Origin of the sequence: Pseudomonas lundensis (assembly GCF_015377145.2) — a bacterium.
In the GTDB taxonomy this organism is placed as follows: Bacteria; Pseudomonadota; Gammaproteobacteria; order Pseudomonadales; family Pseudomonadaceae; genus Aquipseudomonas; species Aquipseudomonas lundensis.
Genome location: NZ_CP062158.2, coordinates 4,582,135 through 4,597,795, shown reverse-complemented (window position 1 = coordinate 4,597,795; position 15,661 = coordinate 4,582,135). Strand labels below are relative to the sequence as shown.

12 protein-coding genes and 2 pseudogenes are annotated in these 15,661 nt (G+C 60.3%); 8 read left to right on the top strand and 6 right to left on the bottom strand.

Annotated features, from left to right (window positions below):
- The first annotated feature begins 1 nt into the window (after position 1).
- From hutG to IF654_RS21390, 8 genes are all read left to right on the top strand, one after another.
- Positions 2 to 808, top strand: coding sequence for an N-formylglutamate deformylase (gene hutG, locus IF654_RS21425; protein ID WP_094988251.1), 807 nt, complete (start codon positions 2 to 4; stop codon positions 806 to 808).
- Between the two features lie 177 nt (positions 809 to 985).
- Complete coding sequence (gene pip / locus IF654_RS21420; protein ID WP_047272960.1) at positions 986 to 1,957, top strand: prolyl aminopeptidase; 972 nt, start codon at positions 986 to 988, stop codon at positions 1,955 to 1,957.
- Positions 1,954 to 2,391: a D-aminoacyl-tRNA deacylase gene (gene dtd / locus IF654_RS21415; RefSeq protein ID WP_047274874.1), complete on the top strand. Its 438-nt coding sequence runs from the start codon at positions 1,954 to 1,956 to the stop codon at positions 2,389 to 2,391. The genes pip and dtd overlap by 4 nt, the downstream gene beginning before the upstream one ends.
- 287 nt (positions 2,392 to 2,678) lie before the next feature.
- Positions 2,679 to 4,346 carry a glucan biosynthesis protein G gene (locus IF654_RS21410; protein WP_169835845.1) on the top strand — a complete coding sequence of 556 codons (1,668 nt, stop codon included), beginning with the start codon at positions 2,679 to 2,681 and terminating at the stop codon, positions 4,344 to 4,346.
- The gene (gene mdoH / locus IF654_RS21405; RefSeq protein WP_194862081.1) at positions 4,339 to 6,891 is read left to right on the top strand and encodes a glucans biosynthesis glucosyltransferase MdoH; all 2,553 of its coding nucleotides are present in this window, start codon (positions 4,339 to 4,341) and stop codon (positions 6,889 to 6,891) included. The genes IF654_RS21410 and mdoH overlap by 8 nt, the downstream gene beginning before the upstream one ends.
- 316 nt (positions 6,892 to 7,207) lie before the next feature.
- Positions 7,208 to 8,005, top strand: coding sequence for a transporter substrate-binding domain-containing protein (locus IF654_RS21400; RefSeq protein ID WP_047272964.1), 798 nt, complete (start codon positions 7,208 to 7,210; stop codon positions 8,003 to 8,005).
- A 145-nt stretch (positions 8,006 to 8,150) separates the two neighbouring features.
- A complete protein-coding gene (locus IF654_RS21395) occupies positions 8,151 to 9,110 on the top strand; it encodes an amino acid ABC transporter permease (RefSeq protein ID WP_371058216.1) in 960 nt (319 codons plus the stop codon).
- Positions 9,103 to 9,837, top strand: a complete 735-nt coding sequence (locus IF654_RS21390) for an amino acid ABC transporter ATP-binding protein (protein WP_047272966.1) — start codon at positions 9,103 to 9,105, stop codon at positions 9,835 to 9,837. The genes IF654_RS21395 and IF654_RS21390 overlap by 8 nt, the downstream gene beginning before the upstream one ends.
- A 62-nt stretch (positions 9,838 to 9,899) precedes the next feature.
- On the opposite strand, the gene IF654_RS23375 is transcribed toward IF654_RS21390, so the two are convergent.
- From IF654_RS23375 to tatC, 6 genes and pseudogenes are all read right to left on the bottom strand, one after another.
- Positions 9,900 to 10,613: a methyl-accepting chemotaxis protein gene (locus IF654_RS23375; protein ID WP_418889560.1), complete on the bottom strand. Its 714-nt coding sequence runs from the start codon at positions 10,611 to 10,613 to the stop codon at positions 9,900 to 9,902.
- 144 nt (positions 10,614 to 10,757) lie between these two features.
- Positions 10,758 to 11,816: pseudogene (locus IF654_RS23370) on the bottom strand (methyl-accepting chemotaxis protein); the annotation flags it as partial.
- 220 nt (positions 11,817 to 12,036) lie between these two features.
- Positions 12,037 to 12,900 (bottom strand): methyl-accepting chemotaxis protein, encoded by an 864-nt coding sequence (locus IF654_RS23365; protein WP_404940634.1) that lies wholly within the window; start codon positions 12,898 to 12,900, stop codon positions 12,037 to 12,039.
- Positions 12,892 to 13,875: pseudogene (locus tag IF654_RS23360) on the bottom strand (methyl-accepting chemotaxis protein); the annotation flags it as partial. The pseudogene IF654_RS23360 and the gene IF654_RS23365, both read right to left, overlap by 9 nt.
- Before the next feature lie 280 nt (positions 13,876 to 14,155).
- The gene (locus IF654_RS21375) at positions 14,156 to 14,866 is read right to left on the bottom strand and encodes a 16S rRNA (uracil(1498)-N(3))-methyltransferase (RefSeq protein WP_047272969.1); all 711 of its coding nucleotides are present in this window, start codon (positions 14,864 to 14,866) and stop codon (positions 14,156 to 14,158) included.
- The gene (tatC, locus tag IF654_RS21370; protein ID WP_047274887.1) at positions 14,863 to 15,660 is read right to left on the bottom strand and encodes a twin-arginine translocase subunit TatC; all 798 of its coding nucleotides are present in this window, start codon (positions 15,658 to 15,660) and stop codon (positions 14,863 to 14,865) included. Before tatC ends, IF654_RS21375 begins: the two co-directional genes overlap by 4 nt.
- Position 15,661: the final 1 nt, after the last annotated feature.

Sequence of the window (15,661 nt, the reverse complement as noted above, 5' to 3'; positions counted from 1 at the left end):
TGTGGAAAAGGTTCTGACATTCAAACAAGGCCGTGTGCCATTGCTGATCAGCATGCCCCACGCGGGGCTGCGCCTGACGCCAGAGGTCAAGGCCGGGCTGATTCCCGAGGCGCAAAGCCTGCCCGACACGGACTGGCACATTCCCAGGCTCTATGCGTTCGCGAGCGAGTTGGGGGCCAGCACACTGGCGGCTGAGTATTCGCGTTTTGTGATTGACCTCAACCGCCCGCAGGACGATGCGCCGATGTACGTGGGCGCGACCACCGGGTTGTTCCCGGACACGCTGTTCACCGGGGTGCCCTTGTTTCACGAGGGGTTGGCGCCTTCGAAGGCAGAGCGCGCGACGTACCTTGAGCAGATCTGGAAGCCCTATCACCAGACCTTGCAGCAAGAACTGGCGCGACTTAAAGCCGAGTTCGGCTATGCATTGCTGTTTGATGCGCATTCGATCCGTTCGTACATCCCGCACCTGTTTGACGGCAAATTGCCGGACTTCAACCTGGGGACGTTCAATGGCGCCAGCTGCGATCCGCACGTGGCGACTGAGCTGCAAGGGATTTGCGCCGAACACCCGGCCTACAGCCATGTGCTGAACGGCCGTTTCAAGGGAGGGCATATCACTCGTCATTACGGCAACCCGACGGACAACATTCATGCCGTGCAACTGGAGTTGGCGCAGAGCACCTATATGGAGGAGTTTGAACCGTTTGATTACCGCGAGGATCTGGCGAAGCCCACGCAGGTGGTGCTCAGGCAATTGCTGGAGCGGTTTATCGCGTGGGGACATGAGCGCTATGGGCGTGCCTGAAGTGACAGGCCCTCACCTGGACACTCGTGCGCAGGGGTGAGGGCCAGGGCATCGTGTGGCTCTTCAACCCTGGCTTCTATAAGGGCATGCTCATTCCTGCGAATCGGGTTTATGATGCCAGACGGCACATTTTTTGAAGTCCCCCACAGGGATGACCTCAACCCCATGGAGCGCGCAATGCAGACCTTGTTCCCGCAGATCAAACCCTACGCCCGGCACGATCTGGCTGTCGATGGGCCGCATGTTCTTTATGTCGATGAAAGCGGTTCGCCCGATGGCCTGCCGGTGGTCTTCATTCACGGGGGGCCGGGCTCGGGCTGTGATGCCAACAGTCGCTGCTATTTCGACCCCAGCAAGTACCGCATCATTACGTTCGACCAGCGCGGGTGTGGGCGCTCCACCCCCCACGCCAGCCTTGAAAACAACACCACCTGGGATCTGGTCGCCGACATGGAGCGGATCCGCTCGTATCTGGGGATCGAGAAATGGGTGCTGTTCGGTGGCTCGTGGGGCTCGACGCTGGCGCTTGCCTACGCGCAAAGCCACCCGGAGCGCGTGCATGGCCTGATTCTGCGCGGGATCTTTTTGGCCCGCCCGCAAGAAATTGAATGGTTCTACCAGGCCGGGGCCAGCCGCCTGTTTCCCGACTATTGGGAAGACTACCTGGCGCCCATCCCTGAAGACGAACGCCATGATTTGCTCACGGCCTACTACAAGCGCCTGACCGGCAATGATCAGATCGCGCAAATGCATTGCGCCAAAGCTTGGTCAACGTGGGAAGGGCGCACCGCCACGCTGCGGCCCAATGTGCAAGTGGTGGAACGCTTTTGCGAGGCCCAGCGTGCGTTGTCGATTGCGCGCATTGAATGCCATTACTTCACCCATAACGCGTTCCTTGAGCCCAACCAACTGATCCGTGACATGCCCAAGATTGCGCATTTGCCGGGCGTGATCGTGCATGGGCGCTATGACGTGATTTGCCCGCTGGATAACGCATGGGCGTTGCATCAGGCCTGGCCGGACAGCGAGCTGCAGATCATCCGCGAAGCAGGCCACTCCGCCACTGAGCCCGGGATCACCGACGCACTGGTCAGGGCCACCGAAGAGATGGCGCGTCGTCTGCTCAACCTGCAACCGGATGAAGCATGAAGGGACTTTTACAACGGGTGACCGGCGCGCGGGTTGAAGTGGCGGGGGAGATCGTCGGTTCGATTGATCAAGGGTTGATGGTGCTGGTGGCTGTCGAACCCGGCGACACTGAGGCCAATGCCGCGAAGCTGCTGCACAAGCTGCTCAATTACCGGGTGTTCAGCGATGCCGACGGCAAAATGAACCTGTCCCTGGCGGATATCGGCGGCGGTTTGCTGCTGGTGTCGCAGTTCACGCTGGCCGCCGACACCAAAAGTGGCCTGCGGCCGAGTTTCTCTACGGCTGCGCCACCGGCTCTGGCCGAATCGTTGTTTGACCACCTGCTGAGCGAGGCAAAACGGCTGCATTCGAACGTGGCAGCAGGCCGTTTTGGTGCCGATATGCAGGTGCATTTGGTCAATGATGGCCCCGTGACATTTTTGTTACAAACCTAAAACCCTGAAAAACCGTGATTTCGTCAGAAAACAGGGTTTTTTAAGCACAAATACTTGCTGTCACTAGATGCGTTGTAACGCGGGCTACTAGATAATCGCGCGCTACACAGAGACTAATCCGACGCGTTGGGGGAATCATTCATTCCTTTGAAGGTCGGAACAGTGCTCGCCAACCCGGCATTCAATCGCTGGCGGTTGGTTTCATCATCTGTATTCGGCGAGGTTTGCTCGTGATTGTTAGTCCATTTAATGCACCAAAAAAGTCTGCCAAGCGGTTACGCAACGCACTGGTGACGGGCTCTGCGCTCTTTTGCTTGTTCGGTGCGGGTCAACTGTGGGCATTCAGTCTGGATGACGTGGCGGCGGAGGCTAAAACCCTCGCCGAGCAGAAGTACCAAGCTCCGCGCAGCAATCTGCCTAACGAATTTCGCGACATGAAGTTCGCGGACTACCAGAAAATTCGTTTCCGCAACGAGAAAGCGCAGTGGGCTGACGACAAAACGCCTTTCAAATTGTCGTTCTATCACCAGGGCATGCATTTCGACACGCCGGTGAAAATCAACGAAGTCACCGCCACCAAGGTGGAAGAGATCAAGTACGACGCCAGTCGTTTCGATTTCGGTGATGTTCAATTTGACCCGAAAGCTACCGAGAACCTCGGTTGGGCGGGCTTCCGTGTCCTTTATCCGCTGAACAAAGCCGATAAGCAGGACGAAGTCATGACCATGCTCGGCGCCAGTTATTTCCGCGTTGTCGGTAAGGACCAAACCTACGGCCTGTCGGCTCGTGGTCTGGCCATCGACACCGCTTTGCCGTCCGGCGAAGAATTCCCGCGTTTCACCGAGTTCTGGATTGAACGTCCGAAAGCCGGTGACAAGCATCTGGTGATTTTCGCCCTGCTGGATTCGCCTCGTGCTACCGGCGCTTACCGCTTCACGCTGCGCCCGGGTGTCGACACGGTGGTCGACGTCAAGGCGCAAATGTTCCTGCGTGACAAAGTCGGCAAGCTGGGCATCGCCCCGCTGACCAGCATGTACCTGTTCGGCGCCAACCAGCCGTCCAAAGTGCTCAACTACCGCCGCGAACTGCACGATTCGTCGGGCCTGGCGATTCACGCCGGCAACGGTGAGTGGATCTGGCGTCCGCTGAACAACCCCAAGCATTTGTCGGTGAGCAACTTCTCGGTTGAAAACCCGCTGGGCTTTGGCCTGCTGCAACGCGGCCGTGATTTCAGCCACTACGAAGACCTCGACGACAACTACCACAAGCGTCCAAGTGCCTGGATCGAGCCACAAGGCGACTGGGGCAAGGGGACGGTGGATCTGGTCGAAATCCCGACCGCTGACGAGACCAACGACAACATCGTTGCGTTCTGGAGCCCGGAAACTCAGCCTGAGCCGCTCAAGCCTTTCGACTTTGCCTATCGCTTGCACTGGACGATGAACGAAGCCGCCCTGCACCCTAAAGACAGCGCCTGGGCCCAGCAAACACTGCGCTCGACCGGTGACGTCAAGCAGTCCAACCTGATCCGTCAACCGGACGGCAGCGTGGCTTACCTGATCGACTTCGAAGGCCCGTCGCTTGAGAAGTTGCCAGCAGACGCCGCCGTGCGTAGCCAGGTCAGCGTGGGCGATAACGCCGAGCTGGTGGAAAACAACCTGCGCCACAACCCGGAAACCAAGGGCTGGCGTTTGACGTTGCGCTTGAAGGTCAAAGACCCGAGCAAGTCCACCGAGCTGCGTGCCGCGCTGGTCGCCGATGAAGAACCGGCCCCTGCCGCCCCGCTGACCAAGGCCGAGAAAGCGGCGGCCAAGGCTCAGGAAAAGAAAGACCAGCACAAAGCCAAGGACGCCAAAGCGCCTGCGGCCGAAGCGGCCCCAGCCACACCAGCGCCAGTCAAGACTGAAAAAGTCCTGACCGAGACCTGGAGCTACCAGTTGCCAGCCGATGAGTAATGCTCACGCAGAGTCAGCCTCGCTCAGCGAGTACCTGGCGCACCTACCCTTGAGCGATGAGCAGCGCGCCGAGCTGGCCAGTTGCACATCGTTCGAGGCGTTGCACGAGCGCCTGTCGGCCCATGACGACGTGAGCACCGCCGAGTCCGCTCAGGCGTCGGTGGGCTCGCGCCTTAAACTCAGTTCGGCGCAAGCGCTGGAAGACGCCGAAATGCTCGGCGTCGATGCCAGCGGCCGAGTGATGCTCAAGGCCACGCCGCCGATTCGTCGCACCAAAGTGGTGCCCGAACCGTGGCGCACCAATATCCTGGTGCGTGGTTGGCGGCGCCTGACCGGGCGCAGCAATCCGCCGGCACCGCCCAAAGATGAACGCGTGTTGCCCAAGGCGCGCTGGCGCACGGTGGGTTCGATCCGCCGTTACATCTTGCTGATTCTGATGCTCGGCCAGACCATCGTTGCCGGCTGGTACATGAAAGGCATCATGCCGTATCAGGGCTGGTCGTTCGTCGATCTGGACGAAGTGATTCATCAGCCGCTGCTGCAAACCGCGCAGCAAGTGCTGCCGTATGCGCTGCAAACCAGCATTCTGATTCTGTTCGGGATTCTGTTCTGCTGGGTATCGGCGGGTTTCTGGACCGCCCTGATGGGGTTTCTGGAACTGCTGACCGGTCACGACAAGTACCGCATCTCGGGCGCCAGCGCCGGTAATGAGCCGATCCCGCAGGACGCTCGCACAGCGTTGGTCATGCCGATCTGTAACGAAGACGTGACCCGCGTGTTTGCGGGCTTGCGTGCGACGTACGAATCGGTGGCTGCCACCGGTGACCTGGACCGTTTCGACTTCTTCGTCCTCAGTGACAGTAACGATCCCGACATCTGCGTGGCTGAACAGCAGGCCTGGCTGGATGTGTGCCGCGAGACCGGAGGCTTCGGGCGGATTTTCTATCGCCGTCGCCGTCGCCGTGTGAAACGTAAAAGCGGCAACCTCGACGACTTCTGCCGTCGCTGGGGCGGCGATTACAAGTACATGGTGGTGCTTGACGCCGACAGCGTGATGAGCGGCGAATGCCTGACCAGCCTGGTGCGCTTGATGGAAGCCACACCGGACGCGGGCATTATTCAGACCGCGCCACGGGCGTCGGGCATGGACACGCTGTATGCGCGCATGCAGCAGTTCGCCACGCGGGTCTACGGCCCACTGTTTACGGCCGGTCTGCACTTCTGGCAGTTGGGTGAATCCCACTACTGGGGCCACAACGCCATCATCCGCATGAAGCCTTTTATCGAGCACTGCGCCCTCGCGCCGTTGCCGGGCAAAGGGGCGTTCGCGGGTGCGATTCTGTCCCACGACTTCGTTGAAGCGGCGTTGATGCGCCGTGCGGGCTGGGGCGTGTGGATTGCCTACGACTTGCCGGGCAGCTATGAAGAATTGCCGCCCAACTTGCTGGACGAACTCAAGCGCGACCGTCGCTGGTGCCACGGTAACCTGATGAACTTCCGCCTGTTCCTGGTCAAGGGCATGCACCCGGTTCACCGGGCCGTGTTCCTGACGGGCGTGATGTCCTACCTGTCGGCGCCGTTGTGGTTCTTCTTCTTGCTGCTGTCGACGGCGCTGCTGGCGGTCAACACGCTGATGGAGCCGCAGTACTTTATGGAACCGCGTCAGCTCTACCCGCTGTGGCCGCAGTGGCACCCGGAAAAAGCCGTGGCGTTGTTCTCGACCACCATCGTGCTGCTGTTTTTGCCCAAGTTGCTGAGCATCATCCTGATCTGGGCCAAAGGCGCGAAACAGTTTGGCGGCAAGTTCAAGGTCACGCTGTCGATGCTGCTGGAGATGCTGTTCTCCATGCTGCTGGCGCCGGTGCGCATGATCTTCCACACCCGTTTCGTACTGGCTGCATTTTTGGGCTGGGCCGCGACGTGGAACTCGCCACAACGTGACGATGACTCCACACCGTGGAGCGAAGCGGTACGTCGCCATGGGCCGCAAACCCTGCTGGGTGCAGCCTGGGCGGCCTTGGTGTTGTGGTTGAACCCGAGCTTCCTGTGGTGGTTGGTGCCGATCGTGGGTTCGTTGATGTTGTCGATCCCGGTGTCGGTGATTTCCAGCCGTGTGAAGCTGGGCCTCAAGTCTCGTGACGCCAGCCTGTTCCTGATCCCTGAGGAATACGCGCCGCCCCGTGAGTTGTCGGCCACCGCCGAATACACCCACGAAAATCGTTACCACGCCTTGCATGACGGGTTTATCCGTTCAGTGGTGGACCCGCAGCAGAACGCGCTGGCCTGTGCATTGGCCACGTCGCGTCACCGTCAGGCCGAACCGATTGAATGGTTGCGTGCCGAGCGGGTGCGTCACGCCCTGAAAGTCGGACCTGGCGGTCTGAACAACAACGAGCGCATGGCGCTGCTGAGCGACCCTGTCGCCCTGGCACGCTTGCACGCGTTGGTGTGGGACGAAGGCCATGAAGACTGGCTCAACGCGTGGCGTGAGTCGATCGCCGCTGATCCTCACGCGCCGTTGTTGCCGTTGCAACCGGCCGCTTGATGCAGACAAAACCCCACTTCGGTGGGGTTTTTTTTTGGGCTTTTTACGCTGCGTCTGAAGTCGCCACCGGCGCCGGCCAGGCGAGATACCGCCAGCCGTTATCACAAAGGCCCACAGGCGTTGGCACTCCCTTCGTCAGCAATGGCGGGTACTTATCCCGGCGTGCGCTGCGCTTTTCTTACGCAAAACCTTTGTGCTCTCTCTGCTCTGAGTTAGCATCCGTCTCCGAGTGGGCGAATGCCCGGCTGTGTTGGCTTTGAGTATCGGGCCCACCGTTGGCCAACGCCTTTATTGAGTAGGTTCCGGGGAGTTGATGATGAAGAAGTTTCTGTCGAAACTGATGTTCGGTGTCACTGCACTACTGGCGGTCAGCGCAGCCCACGCAGGCGCGATTGATGATGCGGTCAAACGCGGCACGTTAAAGGTGGGCATGGACCCCACCTACATGCCGTTCGAAATGACCAACAAGCGTGGCCAGATTATTGGTTTCGAAGTGGACTTGCTCAAAGCCATGGCCAAGTCCATGGGCGTCAAGCTGGAGCTGGTTTCCACCGGCTATGACGGCATTATCCCGGCGTTGATGACCAACAAATTCGACATGATCGGCAGCGGCATGACCCTGACCCAGGAACGCAACCTGCGCCTGAACTTCAGCGAACCGTTCATCGTGGTCGGTCAGACCCTGCTGATCCGCAAGGAACTGGCTGACAAGGTCAAAAGCTACAAAGACCTCAACGACCCGCAATACCGCCTGACCTCGAAGCTGGGCACCACAGGCGAAATGATCGCCAAAAAGCTGATGTCCAAGGCCCAGTACCACGGCTATGACAACGAGCCTGAAGGCGTACTCGACGTGGTGAACGGCAAGGCCGATGCCTTTGTTTATGACGCGCCTTACAACGTGGTGGCCGTTAACAAGTTCGGCGACGGCAAACTGGTGTTTCTCGATCAGCCGTTCACCTACGAGCCATTGGCCTTTGGTCTGAAGAAGGGCGACTACGACAGCCTTAACTTCATCAATAACTTCCTGCACCAGATCCACGAAGACGGCACCTACGATCGCATCCATGACAAGTGGTTCAAAGACACCACTTGGCTCAAAGACATGGAATAAACGCGGTCTCCTGTAGTCGCTGCCCAAGGCTGCGCCAAGGCCCGAAGGCCTTCTGTTATCAGGGCTGCCACGCAGCCCATTGCAGCCTGCGGCAGCGACCCCACACAGTCTGCCGCGCTGACCTCGACGGAAATATTGCAACGTGATCAAACAAAAAAAAGCACAGTGGCCCTGGCACGTGTTGACCGTGCTGGTGCTCATCGGTCTGGCGGGCGCGCTGTATTACGCCACCTCGCTGATGTCCTACGAGTGGCGCTGGAACCGAGTTCCGCAGTACTTCGTCTATCAGGCGGAGGAAGCTCAGCGAGCCGCTGAAACCTCGACCGTGATCGAGCTGGTGCGCAAAGGCGATCAGGCCGAAGTGGTGTTGCGCGCCGATGATGGCACCGAGCAACGCCTGACAGTGGCCGACAACAGTGTGCAACTGGCTGAAGGCGACGACGTTGCCGAAGGCGATGTGATTGGCGTGACCCGGCACTGGGCCGCTGGCCCGTTGTTGCTGGGGTTGTGGACCACCGTGTGGTTGTCGTTGGTGTCGGGGGTGCTGGGCCTGATGATTGGCCTGACCACCGGCCTGTGCAGGCTGTCGAATAACCCGACCCTGCGCGACCTATCGACCCTGTACGTCGAGCTGGTACGGGGCACGCCCCTGCTGGTGCAGATTTTCATCTTCTACTTCTTCATTGGCACCGTACTCAACCTGTCCCGCGAGTTTGCCGGCATTGCTGCGCTGTCGTTGTTCACCGGGGCGTACGTGGCTGAAATCGTCCGTTCGGGCGTGCAGTCCATTGCCCGCGGGCAAAACGAAGCGGCGCGTTCGCTGGGGCTCAATGCCACCCAGTCGATGCGTTACGTGGTGTTGCCGCAAGCCTTCAAACGCGTGCTGCCCCCGCTGGCCGGACAGTTCATCAGCCTGGTCAAAGACACCTCGTTGGTGTCGGTGATTGCCATTACCGAGCTGCTCAAGAGCGGGCGCGAAGTCATTACCACCTCGTTCTCGCCGTTCGAGATTTTGTTCTGCGTGGCGGGCCTGTACCTGTTGATCAACCTGCCGCTGTCCAACCTGGCCAGCCGTCTTGAGCGGAGGCTCGCGCAAAGTGATTGAAGTCCGCGAACTGGTAAAAGTCTTCGACACCCGCGGGCAGGTTGTTCGCGCGGTGGATAACGTCAGCACCACGGTCGCCAAGGGCGAAGTGCTGGTGGTAATTGGCCCGTCCGGGTCGGGCAAGTCGACGTTTTTGCGGTGCTTGAATGGCCTGGAAGATTTCGATTCGGGCTCGGTCAGCATCGACGGGGTCGACCTCGCCAACCCGAAAACGGACGTGAACGCCTACCGTCGTGAAGTCGGCATGGTGTTCCAGCATTTCAACTTGTTCCCGCACATGACCGTGCTTGAGAACCTGTGCCTGGCGCAGAAAGTCGTGCGCAAACGGGGCAAGGCCGAGCGCGAAGCCAAGGCCCGCGCCCTGCTGGAAAAGGTCGGTATCGGGCAGAAAGCCAATGAATATCCGTCGCGCCTCTCGGGTGGACAGCAGCAACGGGTGGCCATTGCTCGCGCGCTGGCGATGGAACCCAAGGTCATGCTGTTCGACGAGCCGACCTCCGCGCTCGACCCGGAGATGGTCGGCGAAGTGCTGGACGTGATGAAAACCCTGGCGCTTGAAGGCATGACCATGGTTTGCGTGACCCACGAAATGGGGTTTGCCCGGGAAGTGGCCAACCGCGTGTTGTTCTTTGATCACGGCAAATTGCTTGAAGACTCTGCCCCGGAGGACTTCTTCCACTCGCCCAAAGACCTGCGTGCCCAGGCGTTTTTGCGGCAGGTGCTGTAAACGTCGCCCTCACCTTGGCCCCCTCCCTTTGAGGGAGGGCTGAGGTGAGGGCAGCGGCCTGTCTACACTTTGAAGCGTCCCACCAACCTTTGCAGATGCGTGCCCAGTCGCGCCAATTCGATGCTCGATGCAGCCGTTTCTTCACTGGCGGCGGAGGTCTGCTCTGACACATCGCGCACGTTCAATACGCTGCGGTTGATTTCATCAGCCACCGCACTTTGCTGTTCGGCCGCCGCCGCGATCTGCTGGTTCATCCCCTGAATGGTTGAGACCGTGCGTTTGATGTTGCCCAGCGACTCACCCGCGCGACGGGTCAGCTCGACGCTGCTGTCGGTCAGGCTGCGACTGCTGTCCATGCTGGTGGCCACTTGCAACGTGCCGCTTTGCAGGCCCGCAATCAGCTCTTCGATTTCCTCAGTCGATTGCTGAGTACGTTGCGCCAGGCTGCGCACTTCATCGGCCACGACGGCAAAGCCGCGTCCCGCTTCGCCCGCCCGTGCCGCTTCAATGGCTGCGTTGAGCGCCAGCAAGTTAGTTTGCTGGGCCACGGATTTGATCACGTCCAGCACGCTACCGATTTTGTCGCTTTCGCGTTTGAGATGGCTCATGGCCTCGGTGGAATTGCCGACTTCCATCGCCAGTTTCTCGATCTGGGCGATGGCTTCCCCCACGACCTTGTCGCCTTCACGCGCCTGTTGGTCGGCGGCGACAGCCGCTTCGGACGCTTCTTCGGCATTGCGCGCCACTTCCTGCACGGTGGCGGCCATTTCATGCATCGCGGTGGCCACCTGGTCAGTTTCGACCTTTTGGCTGTTGACCCCGGCGCTGGTCTGTTCCGTCACGGCTGACAGCTCTTCGGCTGCACTGGCGATCTGCGTCACGCCCTCGGAGATGCCACCAATCAACTCGCGAAGGCCCACCGTCATGCGCTGTACGGCGCGTTGCAACTGGCCCATTTCATCGCGGCGCGGGGTGTCGTAGTTGTTCGTCAGGTCGCCTGCAGCCACGCGCTCGACGGTGCTCAAGGTTTGACGCAACGGGATCACAATCTGGCGTGTGATGCTCCACGCCGCGATGGCGCCCAGCAGCAGCGCCAGCACGGTGCAGCCGAACAACAGGTTTTTCGCGTGCTGGCTGTCGAGATCACGCTTGGCGGTTTGCATGCCCGAAAGTTGTTTGCTCAGATCGATCAGCGTATTGCCCAAGCCGTGCATGCGCTCCAGTACCTGGGCGTTGGCCACCTGAGCGTCTCGAAAGCTGGTCACGGCGGCACGGTAGTTTTGCAAGGATTCGCTGGCCTGTTGCAGGTTGGCGGTGTACTCGACTGGCAGGGTGCCAGCCAGGCGGGTGGCGTCCTTGATGGCGTTGTCGATGGCGTCCAGCGCCGGTTGCTCGGCTTCAGGTTTGCCGCTGTAGGTGTAGCCACGCACCTGGAAACGGGCTTGTTGCAGCAATTTGCTCAGTTCGATCACGCTGTTGAACTGCGCCACGCTGTCGCCTTGCAGCAGGGCTTTTTCGATGTCCGCCACCTTGGCCACCGCGTTATCGGCGGTCGCCCCCAATTGGGTGCGGCTGTTTTCGCGGGCCTGGGTGGCCTGTGTGATGTCGGACACGGCCCGGCGATAATCGGCCACAGCCGCCAATTGTTGTTGCACCAGAGCGATATCTGCCGGTTGTGTGAGTTGGCGGCGGGACGTTTCCAGCGTCTCGTCCAGCTCGGTCAAGCGGGCATTGAGTTGAGCGGGTCCGTGTTCGCCTCTGTCCTTTTCATAGTCCAGGCGCGCGATACGCAAGTCTTTGGTCAGGGCGATGATTTTGGAGATATTCGCCAGTTTGTCGCCGCGATCGATCACGGACACCAGGCCGTTCCAGCCGGTAGCGGTAATCAGCAGGGTCAACAGCAATACCAGGCCAAAGCCCAGGCTGAGTTTACGATTGACGCTGATATTGCCTAGCGTGTGGGCCAACCAACGGTACATGGCGGTGCTCCTTTTTTGACCGAATCGACTCCATGGCAGGCTGTCCAGTGCATCGCGGTCTTTTTATTAGTTCTCAGGTCATCGGCGCGCCCGCGCAGAACTGTAAGCACCGATGGTCAGACTGTGACGGACATCGCAGGCTTTATGCCATCACGAGTGTAGTCGCTGTCGGGCAACGCGAAGCGGCAAGGGGTGGCCCACACCACTTCGCGCTAAGGCGTTACACCTTGAATCGACCCACCAACCCTTGCAGGTGAGTGCCCAGCCTGGCCAGTTCAATGCTGGAGGCTGCGGTTTCTTCGCTGGCGGACGCCGTTTGCTCGGACACATCGCGCACGTTGAGCACGCTGCGATTGATTTCTTGCGCCACGCTGCTTTGCTGTTCGGCGGCGGCTGCGATTTGCTGGTTCATGCCCTGAATGGTCGACACCGTGCGGGTGATGGTGCTCAACGAGGCACCGGCGCGGCGCGTCAGTTCGACACTGCTGTCGGTCAGCACGCGGCTGTTGTCCATGCTCGCGGAGACCCGTTGGGTGCCGGTTTGCAGGCCGACAATCAGCTCTTCGATTTCTTCGGTGGACGCCTGAGTGCGTTGCGCCAGGCTGCGCACTTCATCGGCCACCACGGCAAAGCCGCGACCGGCTTCGCCTGCGCGGGCCGCTTCGATGGCCGCGTTGAGGGCCAGCAGGTTGGTTTGTTGTGACACCGACTTGATGACATCGAGCACGCTGCCGATCTTGCCGCTTTCCTGCCGCAGGTGCGTCATCGCGTCAGTGGATTTTTCGACTTCGGCGGCCAGATGCTCGATCTGCTCGATGGCCTGAGCCACGACCGTGTCACCTTCGCGCGCTTGCTGGTCGGCGGTGACGGCGGCCACCGATGCATCTTCAGCGTTGCGCGCCACCTCCTGCACGGTGGCGGCCATTTCATGCATCGCCGAGGCGACTTGATCGGTCTCGTCTTTTTGGCTGTTGACCCCGGCGCTGGTCTGCTCGGTCACCGCGGACAGCTGTTCAGCGGCGCTGGCGATCTGGGTCACGCTGTCGCAGATGCCGCCGATCAGCTCCCGCAGCTCGCCGGTCATGCGGGCAATGGCGTTCTGCACCTGACCCAGTTCATCACGGCGTTGCGTGGGGTGATCCTGCGTCAGGTCGCCTGCGGCCACGGCTTGCACGATGCGCAGGGTGTGTTGCAGCGGGTTGACGATTTGGCGGGTAATCAGCCAGGCCGCCAGTGTGCCCAACACCAGCGCCAGCGTGGCGCACAGGGCGAGCGCGGTCTTGGCTTGTTGCGCATCGCTGTCGCGTTTCTCGGTTTGCAGGTCAGCCAATTGATGGCTGACGTCCACCAGGCTGTCGCCCAGGGTTTTGAGGGTGCTCTGTTGCTGATCGCTGAGCATTTGCGAGTCGCGAAACTGCACAAAGGTATCGCCGTAGCGCGTGAGTGCTTCTTTGATGTGTTGCAACGGGAGGGCGTATTCAGCAGGCAGGGTGGCTGACAGGCGGGTGAGTTGGGCCTGCGCCTGGTTGATCGCGTCCAGCGCCGGTTGCGCGGTATCCGCCGCGCCGCTGTAGGTGTAACCGCGCACGTGAAAGCGCGCATTTTGCACGGAGCGCGCCAGTTGATCGACCCGGTTGAGCATGCCCAGGTCATTGCCTTTGAGCACATCCTGCTCAATGGTTTCGATGCGGGCGACAGCGCTGTCTGCACTGGCGCCCAGTTGCGTTCGGCTCACTTCGCGGGCCTGGGTGGCTTCATCGATCTGGCTGAAGATGGTTGTGTACTGCGCGACGGCCTGTAATTCCTGATGGATCATGGCCAGGTCTTGCGACAAGACCAACTGCGTGCTGGCTTGCTTGAGGTTGTTTTCGATCCGGTTCAACAGATCGTTGACCTCGGCGGGGCCGTTTGCGCCGTTGTCGCGATCGTAGGACACGCGGGCGATGCGCAGGTCTTTGACCAGCGCCACGGTGTCGGAAATGGTACTGAGCTTGTTGCTCCGATCGATGATCGATGCCAGCCCTATCCAGCCTGTGAGTGTGATTAACAGCGTCAGCATCAGCACCAGGCCGAAGCCCAGGCTGAGTTTGCGATGGACGCTGATGTTGCCAAGCGTAGTGGTCAACCACGTATTCATGGTGATGCTCCTTATCTGATCGATTCACATCGATATAAGCCGTCCATGGCCACTGAGTATCTTTTGCGGAGCTTGGCTATCGGCCCTCAAACGGTGAACTTGAGGGGTTTATACGAAATGTATTAAATGCAAGATGTTTCAGGAAGACGGCTGCTGCTATGGCCGTGATGGGGGAGGCGCGAGGCTGTGGGCGGTTACAGCCTCAAAAAAGACGGGCAAGCAGGGCGGTGACGGCGGTTTCGACTCGCAAGATGCGAGCGCCCAGTTGCACCGGTTGCAATCCGGCGTTGGCCAACAGGTCGATTTCGTAAGGGATCCAGCCGCCTTCCGGGCCGATGGCCAGGGTCACGGCTTCATCCAGCCCGCGCGGGCAGGGCGGGTAATCGCCCGGATGGCCCACTAGGCCACGCGTGCCTTGCACCAGGGCAGGCAGGCGATCCTCGACAAACGGTTTGAAGCGCTTTTCGATGATGATCTCAGGCAACACGCTGTCGCGGGCCTGCTCCAGCCCGAGGATCAGTTGCTCGCGAATCGCCTCGGGCTCCAGGAACGGGGTCTGCCAAAAGCTTTTTTCGACCCGGTAACTGTTCACCAGTACCACCTTGGGCACGCCCATCGAGGCCACGGTTTGCAGCACACGGCGCAACATTTTTGGACGCGGCAGGGCCAGCAGCAGGGTCAGGGGCAGTTTGGCCGGTGGCGGCTGGTCGAGGCTGTGTATCACCAGCTCAGCCTCTTTGGGCTCCAGGCGCACCAACTCGGCGCTGCCCATCAAGCCGCCAATCCGACCCACGCGCAGGCTGTCACCGACAGCGGCACGGTGAACTTCCTGCATGTGCGTGAGGCGCCGATCACGCAGGATCACGCGGTCGGCGGCAATGAAGTCAGCCTCTTCGAGGAGCAGAAGGTTCACGCGTGCGGCGCTGGCGGTTGGGCGTTTTGGTCAGCCGGTTGCTCGTCTGCGTCATTGCCGCGTTTGTTTTTGCTGACCAGGCTGCCGAACAGAATGCCGATTTCAAACAGCATCCACATCGGGATCGCCAGCAGGGTCTGGGAGAAGATGTCCGGCGGGGTCAGGATCATACCGACCACAAAACAGCCGATGATCACGTACGGACGGATCTTGCGCAGGTATTTGACGTCGACAATGCCGATCCAGACCAGCAACACCACGGCCACCGGGATTTCAAAGGCCACGCCAAAGGCGAAGAACAGGGTCATGACGAAATCGAGGTAGCTGCTGATGTCGGTCATCATGGCCACGCCTTCCGGGGTGGCGGCGGCGAAGAACTTGAACACCAGCGGGAACACCAGGAAGTAGGCAAAAGCCATCCCGGCGTAGAACAGAAAGATGCTGGAGATCAGCAGCGGCACGGCGATGCGTTTTTCGTGCTTGTAGAGGCCGGGCGCAATGAAGCCCCAGATCTGGTGCAGGATCACCGGGATGGCAATGAACAGCGAGACCATCATGGTCAGCTTGAGCGGCGTCAGGAAGGGCGATGCCACGTCGGTGGCGATCATCGTGGCGCCCACCGGCAGGTATTCACGCAGCGGGGTGGAGACCAGTGTGTAGATCTGCTGAGTGAAGGCGAACAAGCCGGCGAAGATGATGAAAATCGCCGCGATGCAACGCAACAAGCGGGTGCGCAGCTCGGTCAAGTGCGAGACCAGCGGCATTGGCTGGTCATTTTCAGGAATGTCGCTCATG

What these genes read in the sequence shown, in the direction of transcription:
- pip (WP_047272960.1), top strand. Translation starts at nt 986, where the DNA reads ATGCAGACCTTGTTCCCGCAGATCAAACCCTACGCCCGGCACGATCTG.
- dtd (WP_047274874.1), top strand. Translation starts at nt 1,954, where the DNA reads ATGAAGGGACTTTTACAACGGGTGACCGGCGCGCGGGTTGAAGTGGCG.
- mdoH (WP_194862081.1), top strand. Translation starts at nt 4,339, where the DNA reads ATGAGTAATGCTCACGCAGAGTCAGCCTCGCTCAGCGAGTACCTGGCG.
- IF654_RS21400 (WP_047272964.1), top strand. Translation starts at nt 7,208, where the DNA reads ATGAAGAAGTTTCTGTCGAAACTGATGTTCGGTGTCACTGCACTACTG.
- IF654_RS23375 (WP_418889560.1), bottom strand. Translation starts at nt 10,613, where the DNA reads ATGCATGAAATGGCCGCCACCGTGCAGGAAGTGGCGCGCAATGCCGAA.
- IF654_RS23365 (WP_404940634.1), bottom strand. Translation starts at nt 12,900, where the DNA reads ATGACCGGCGAGCTGCGGGAGCTGATCGGCGGCATCTGCGACAGCGTG.
- tatC (WP_047274887.1), bottom strand. Translation starts at nt 15,660, where the DNA reads ATGAGCGACATTCCTGAAAATGACCAGCCAATGCCGCTGGTCTCGCAC.